This window comes from Candidatus Culexarchaeum yellowstonense (assembly GCF_024707025.1).
Classification (GTDB): domain Archaea; phylum Thermoproteota; class Methanomethylicia; order Culexarchaeales; family Culexarchaeaceae; genus Culexarchaeum.
The window spans coordinates 1-6,198 of record NZ_JANGFQ010000094.1 but is presented as its reverse complement, the minus strand read 5'-3'; the positions used below and the strand labels follow the sequence as shown (position 1 = coordinate 6,198).

6 protein-coding genes and 1 pseudogene are annotated in these 6,198 nt (G+C 38.5%); 1 reads left to right on the top strand and 6 read right to left on the bottom strand.

Annotation, left to right across the window (positions count from 1 at the left end):
* Positions 1-233, bottom strand: a pseudogene (locus MRT15_RS08745) (hypothetical protein); the annotation flags it as partial.
* Between the two features lie 55 nt (positions 234-288).
* Here MRT15_RS08745 and MRT15_RS08740 point away from each other — a divergent pair.
* Positions 289-1,377: a hypothetical protein gene (locus tag MRT15_RS08740; protein ID WP_304329702.1), complete on the top strand. Its 1,089-nt coding sequence runs from the start codon at positions 289-291 to the stop codon at positions 1,375-1,377.
* On the opposite strand, the gene MRT15_RS08735 is transcribed toward MRT15_RS08740, so the two are convergent.
* The 5 genes from MRT15_RS08735 to MRT15_RS08715 all read right to left on the bottom strand — a co-directional run bounded on the left by MRT15_RS08735 (position 1,357) and on the right by MRT15_RS08715 (position 6,088).
* Positions 1,357-1,971 (bottom strand): molybdenum cofactor guanylyltransferase, encoded by a 615-nt coding sequence (locus tag MRT15_RS08735; protein WP_304329701.1) that lies wholly within the window; start codon positions 1,969-1,971, stop codon positions 1,357-1,359. The two genes, MRT15_RS08740 and MRT15_RS08735, sit on opposite strands and share 21 nt — an antisense overlap.
* A gap of 28 nt (positions 1,972-1,999) precedes the next feature.
* Positions 2,000-2,989, bottom strand: coding sequence for a 5,10-methylenetetrahydromethanopterin reductase (locus tag MRT15_RS08730; RefSeq protein ID WP_369684967.1), 990 nt, complete (start codon positions 2,987-2,989; stop codon positions 2,000-2,002).
* 102 nt (positions 2,990-3,091) lie between these two features.
* Positions 3,092-3,943, bottom strand: a complete 852-nt coding sequence (locus tag MRT15_RS08725; RefSeq protein WP_304329699.1) for a metallophosphoesterase — start codon at positions 3,941-3,943, stop codon at positions 3,092-3,094.
* Positions 3,944-3,985: 42 nt separating this feature from the next.
* Entirely contained in the window at positions 3,986-4,906 is a 921-nt protein-coding gene (locus tag MRT15_RS08720; protein ID WP_304329698.1) for a TIGR00269 family protein, read from the bottom strand.
* Between the two features lie 12 nt (positions 4,907-4,918).
* Positions 4,919-6,088 carry a hypothetical protein gene (locus tag MRT15_RS08715; RefSeq protein ID WP_304329697.1) on the bottom strand — a complete coding sequence of 390 codons (1,170 nt, stop codon included), beginning with the start codon at positions 6,086-6,088 and terminating at the stop codon, positions 4,919-4,921.
* Positions 6,089-6,198: the final 110 nt, after the last annotated feature.

Genomic DNA, 6,198 nt, shown 5'->3' with positions numbered 1-6,198 from the left:
GCTTGATCCAAACTCATCCTACCGAATGGTCTAACTATTATTGCAGATACATCCCTAATTAGATCGACATCTCTAACTTTAATTTTCACACCATCGTAATCTATGAATGCAATTAGATCGTTGAATTGGAAGGGCATCGCCTTATGCCCAGCATCTTCTATTGCTCTAATCAAATTGTATGAAGACCAGCTATTCGGATTTCTAGTTATTAAACCAATTAGTATGTCCCCCACCTCAATGAATATATTTAAAATTGAAACATTTATTTAGTGTTTGCGTGGGTTTATTATGGTTAGGGGGTTTAGGGATAGGGATTTCATTGAATCCATTGAGGGTTTAATATTCTGCGTTATAGGTAATGTTCATCCTAGGGGTAGGGTGATATCATACCTTAAGTATGTACCAAACTTTCAATCTCAAATTAGGGTTAAGTGGTCTAGGAGTGGTGTATCTTATGGTAGGATACTTCCACATTATAGTGCTATGGGTGTTAGGGAAACCATCAACTTCTTGAAGGCAAATTACCCTCAATACCTAATTTATGATGATAATAGATCCATGGAATTCACTGAAGTGCCAATTGATAGGGTGAAATTCCACTATAAACCTGAATTTAGGCTTAGGGAATTGATGATTTCACCTATGGATTCCTTGGAGGGTATGGTTAGAGATATTGTTTTAAGATTATCTAGTGAGTCCGGTGTGGATTTGGATTTCTTTGGGGTAACTGGCTCTATACTCTTAGGTATACATAACCCATCCTTTTCAGATATAGATCTTGTGGTTTACGGTTACTCCAATGCAATTAAAGTTAGGGATGCTTTGAAGAGGTTATATTCACTTGAAGATTCCAGTTTCTCTCTCCCGAAGGGTGAAGTTTTGGAGTCTTGGGCTAAGGATATAATTAAAATTCACCCATTAACTTTTGAAGAGGCATTGTTGCTGTATGGTAAGTATAAGTGGAATAGGGCTTTATATAGGGGTAGGCAGTTCTCAGTTCACCCAGTTAAGTTGGATGATGAGGTTAGGGGATGTTGGGAGTGTGAGAAGTATAGGTTTATGGGGATTACGACAATTAAAGCTAGAGTTGTTGATTCAAGGGATTCCATATTCATTCCAGCCACATATATCGTTGATGATGTGAAGGTTATTGATGGTGTTAAACCTGAAAAGCCAATATCTAGAGTTGTGAGTTATGAGGGTTTATATATGGATTTGGCTGATCCAGGTGATGAAATTGTTGTTAGGGGTAAATTGGAGGAGGTTTACAATTTGAATAGTGGTGAAAGTTATTGTCAAGTGACTGTGGGTTCATTTGAAGCTTCCGGTGGAGATTACATAAAGCCTATTAAATGGTTAAATGAACTTCTCCGCTAAAATCAAATCCTCAATTGTATTCACATTTAAGAATTCTATTTCAGGTTTCAATGAAACTTCATATACATCTACATATAGGGTTTTCATGGAATCCAATATTGAGCGAACGCTTCTCTCTCCATGTGAAATCTTGCTTTCCAAAACCTTTAGTAGTGGCGTTTTAATATACATTGATATTAGTGGTTCTATGAATCCATTAGGCCACTTTGGAATTACAGCTTCATACCCATAATCCAAGTATTTACACATCTTCTCATATACATGTGGTTTTATGAATGGAGTATCTGATGGTGATATGGCTATCTTCCCGTTACTTGCAATTGAGGTGCCAGCATATATGGCTGCAAGCAAACCCTCCATGTTTGGTGAATCGTAAGCGTATTTGAAATTACCATTCCTCAGAATTTCACAATTGGATTCAAGTAGCTCTCTTTGCTCCTCCCCCTTTAAGACTATTACTACTTCATTAAATTCCCCCATGAGATTCCTCAATACATACTCAATTAAAGTTGAATTCTTCAATTTCAGTAATGGCTTATATACCCCCACCCTATTTCCAGCTCCACCAGCCAGTACTATTAGCGTTGCATTCATAAGTTCCACTTAATGTTTTCTAGACAGCTTACTTTACCTGTTTGAAGTGTGGTATGACTTCTGAGGCTATCATTTCCAATGCTGCCTTCTTATCTTTACCTATTGGTGAGCCGAATACTATTTGTGTAACCCCCCTCTTCAATAGTTCACTTATCTTCTCAACACATTTCTCCGGGGTTCCAGTTATTGAGAATTCATCTATCATCTCATTTGTCACTGCTGCTGAGGCATCTTTAAATCTCCCCTTGGATATGTAATCTCCAATTATCTTCGCTTTCTCTAAATCTATGTTGTGGCTCTTCAAAACCTCTTCACTTGCCCCTGCAACTATGAATGCCACAACTATCCTCACATTCTTCTGAGCCACATTTATATCCCTATCTATTGAGAAGCTTGTGCATGCCACCACATCTATCTTCCCAACCCTATCTCCAGCAGCTTTCCTTATGATATTCATGGCGTAATCGTAATCCTTTGGGTTTGAAGCATTTATGAGTATTCCATCACCAATAGTTGAAGCTAATGCTAGCATTTTAGGTCCCTGTGCACCTATATATATTGGTATTTCATGTGGTGGTTTGTAGCTTAAAGCTGCACCCCTACTCTTAATTATTTCGCCATCGAATTGCACCACCTCCCCCTTGAGTAGACGTCTAATAACCTCCACACTTTCCCTTACAGCTTTTAGTGGGGATTTCCATTCAATATTCATCTTCTCCAATGTTGCTTTATCTCCAGCTCCAATTCCTAGAATTGCCCTACCATTGGATACTTCATCTACGGATGCTATGGCTGAGGCTGTCCATATGGGGTTTACCACGTATGGATTTGTAACGCTTGGTCCAAGTGCAACTCTCTTGGTATTTAGAGCTATAGCTGTTAAGGTTACATATACATTCCTATTGTTATAGTGATCTGTTACCCATATAACATCATATCCAAGTTCATCGGCATATTTTGAAAGTGCAATTGTATCGGATGTTGGTATTGATGGTAGGAATTCCAATCCAAATTTCACATTAACCATAATGTTCACCATAACAATCCTAATAGAATTCTATTTAAAACATTTACTCTTGGAGATTGAATAGTTCTTTTCCAATTACATTGATTTCAAGTGTCATCTTGAAATTGTAAGCTGGTTTAATTCTCCTAGGTATGTTCCATCCAATAGGTATACTTCAGCATCTTCGAGATTTATGCTTCCAGATCTAAGTATTGGTCCAATGAAATCTTTTAGTGCTTCATCTCTTGCTATGGATATCTTGTTTACAGCTCTACCACCAAGGAATTCATTGAATGATGGCATTATTATTAGATTTTCAACCCTCGGTTGTGTGGAGTATTCCTCTGAAAGTATCCTTAAAGCTTCCTCTTCATCTTTAAATTTGATCTTATACCTCCTCAAGATGGCTTTTGCTAGGGTTATATTGTTGCATGGAGCTTTAACCCAAACTTGGCTTGTAACTCTATATCCAGTGTGATCTCTGAAGGTTATTACTGGGTGTACATGTCCTATCACTAGCGTTTTGCAATTTAGCATTCTTATGTCTGGCCATGCATGTCCATGGAATAAACCCACATCTCCAACTATAACCCCTTGCTGTGGTTCCAATTTAACTCCATTTGGGAGTAGTATGCTTATATCTCCATCATGATTTCCAGGTATAACCCTAACCTCCCCTACCATCCTTTTAACTTCCTCTAGGAATAATGGGACATCCCTCCATTCCTCGAGCATTATCTTCTCCACTGTGTGCTTTAGATCTCCAAGTATTATTAGGCTACTTGGATTTTCAGCGGCTAAAACCTCCTTAACCTTCCTAAGCATTTTCCCAGTTTGTGATGGTATGTGTATTCCATCTTCAGCCAGTGATGCCTCCCACCCCAAATGTAGATCAGATATCACCATGATTTTCTCATGGCTCTCCTCTATTATTAGAGCTGGGTAGGGGCTTACAGGCCTTATCAACCTAATCCTCCCAACTATTATTCAAAATCATAATGTAAATAATTATTTCAACACACTCTTTAATAATTCAATCCTCTTACAGTATGCGCATAATCCATCCTTTGATGGGAATCCACATTTCCTACATGGAATCACACTTTCCTCTTTTATTGCATTTTCCAATAGTGGTATTAGGTTTAGGAAGCTTCCGAGAACTTGATACTTCATGTTTGGCTTATCCTTGAATAGTTCATTTAAAATTTTCATGGTTTCCAATGTTTTAGCTCCCTTAGAGTATGGGCATTCCACTTCATTTACAGGTATTTTCGTGTAATAGCAGTATAGCATGTTTTCTTCTGCTGGGAATTTTATTAGTGGCCTTATCTTCTTTGGCATTCCAATCATTATTGGTGGTACTACTGGTTTCAGTTTTACCAGTTGATTCCATTGTCTCCCCATGAAGTTTTTAACAATGAATGTCATGTAGTCATCCATGTTGTGTCCTGTGGCAATTGTGTTTGCACCAATATTCATTGTAGCTTCATCCATTATGTGCCTCTTCACAGTTCCACATACTGAGCACATTCTCCCCTTGAATTTGGTTTTCTTGAAGTCGTCTATGCTTATCCCAATCTTCCTCTTAATGTCTATGATGTGTAATTCCACATCCAATTGCTTCGCCAATTCTTCAACCTTCTCTTGGCAGTGGTTTGAGTACCCCTCTATCCCTAGGTTTATGTGTATTGCTTTAACTTCCAGTTTTGGGTATGCATTCCTTAATGCATGTAATAATGCCGCGCTATCTTTACCACCTGAAACTGCCACTGCAACTATGTCTCCACTTCTTATCATGTGGTATTCTTCAATGGTCTTCTTAAGTTTATTAACATAGAACTTCTTAAAGCATTCCATGCATAGATTCATTTTAGCGTATGGTATTCTGGCAACGGCTTCGTTGGATTTGCATCTACTACATATCACCATTATTTTCAGCCTCTACAAATCCCTTTGAATATTTACTCCCATGTATCCATTTGGGATTAGGCTTGTGGCAAGCATAACTTCATTTATATCTTGATGTTCCCTCCAAAGCCTACTCCTCCTAGCCTCATCATTCATCCAAAACTTCTCTATCTTCTCAGCTATTGGCGTATACTGTAATAGGAGTTTCACAATTGATTTCAGATCTTCAATTCCACTTAGCTTTTCATCCATTTCAATCATTTTTGATAGTTTCATGAGGCTTTTTAAACCTATGGATAAGCCGAATTCCCTAAATGCGAGTCTCTGCCATGATGGTAGATTTATGAATCCAACCCCTCCATAGATTTCTAGGCTTAGGTATGCTGATCTCAAAACCCTTGTGAGCAACTCAGTTTCATTCCAATACCCCAGATGTATTAGTTCAGCGATCCTATATGCTGTGGATAGTAGTTCACCTATTCCCAATGGGTCTTCAGTTGCCCAATCAGCTTCCCCACCAATCATACCATAAATATCTTTAATCTCCTGTTCAAGGCTTCCCTGAAATTCACCCTTCATTGTGGCTTGAATTTCATTGTATGTTATATATCCATCCAATGGGTCATGTTGACCCATGGATTCAACTAGTGGGCGTGTTAAGTCTATGCTCATCTTCCAATACATCCTCCTCCTACCATCTGGTAGGGTGTATGTGAATGCCCAATGAACCTTCTTTGCAAGTTCATAAGCCCACCTCCTAAACCTCCCATCACCAGTTACAATGCTAACTTTATTCAATGCATGCATCCACTTGGTTAAGTAATGATAGTATTGTCCATCCCTATCCCACTCCAAATTCCAATCTAGAGGTTCATCAGGCCTCCTCTCAGGAAGCTTCTTACCAATCCTCAATCCACCAATTGTTGGATGCTCCTTAGCTTCATCATCACTTAAACCACTTATCCATCCACTCCTCCCATCATCACCACGATGCCTACCAAGAACATTATGAACTTGATCCACAAGCTTCAAAGCTAAATCAAGCCATCCACCATCCCCACTAAAAGTGTAGAGTGCAAGGAAATTGCATACTGCAAAGGAATCAGTCCACAAATACCTCCTTGGAGGTAGATTTGAAGTTAACCCAGTTCTCTCAGCAAATTTAAGCATCAAATCCCCAGCAATATGAACTCCACTATCCATAAACATGCCCAACATAAATTCGAAGAAAGTACGCTTAAACTTTATTGCAAAAAAGAAAATTGTAGTTGTGGTTTTGTTCGATTAATATTCACTGCCTAGTAGAATGCTAT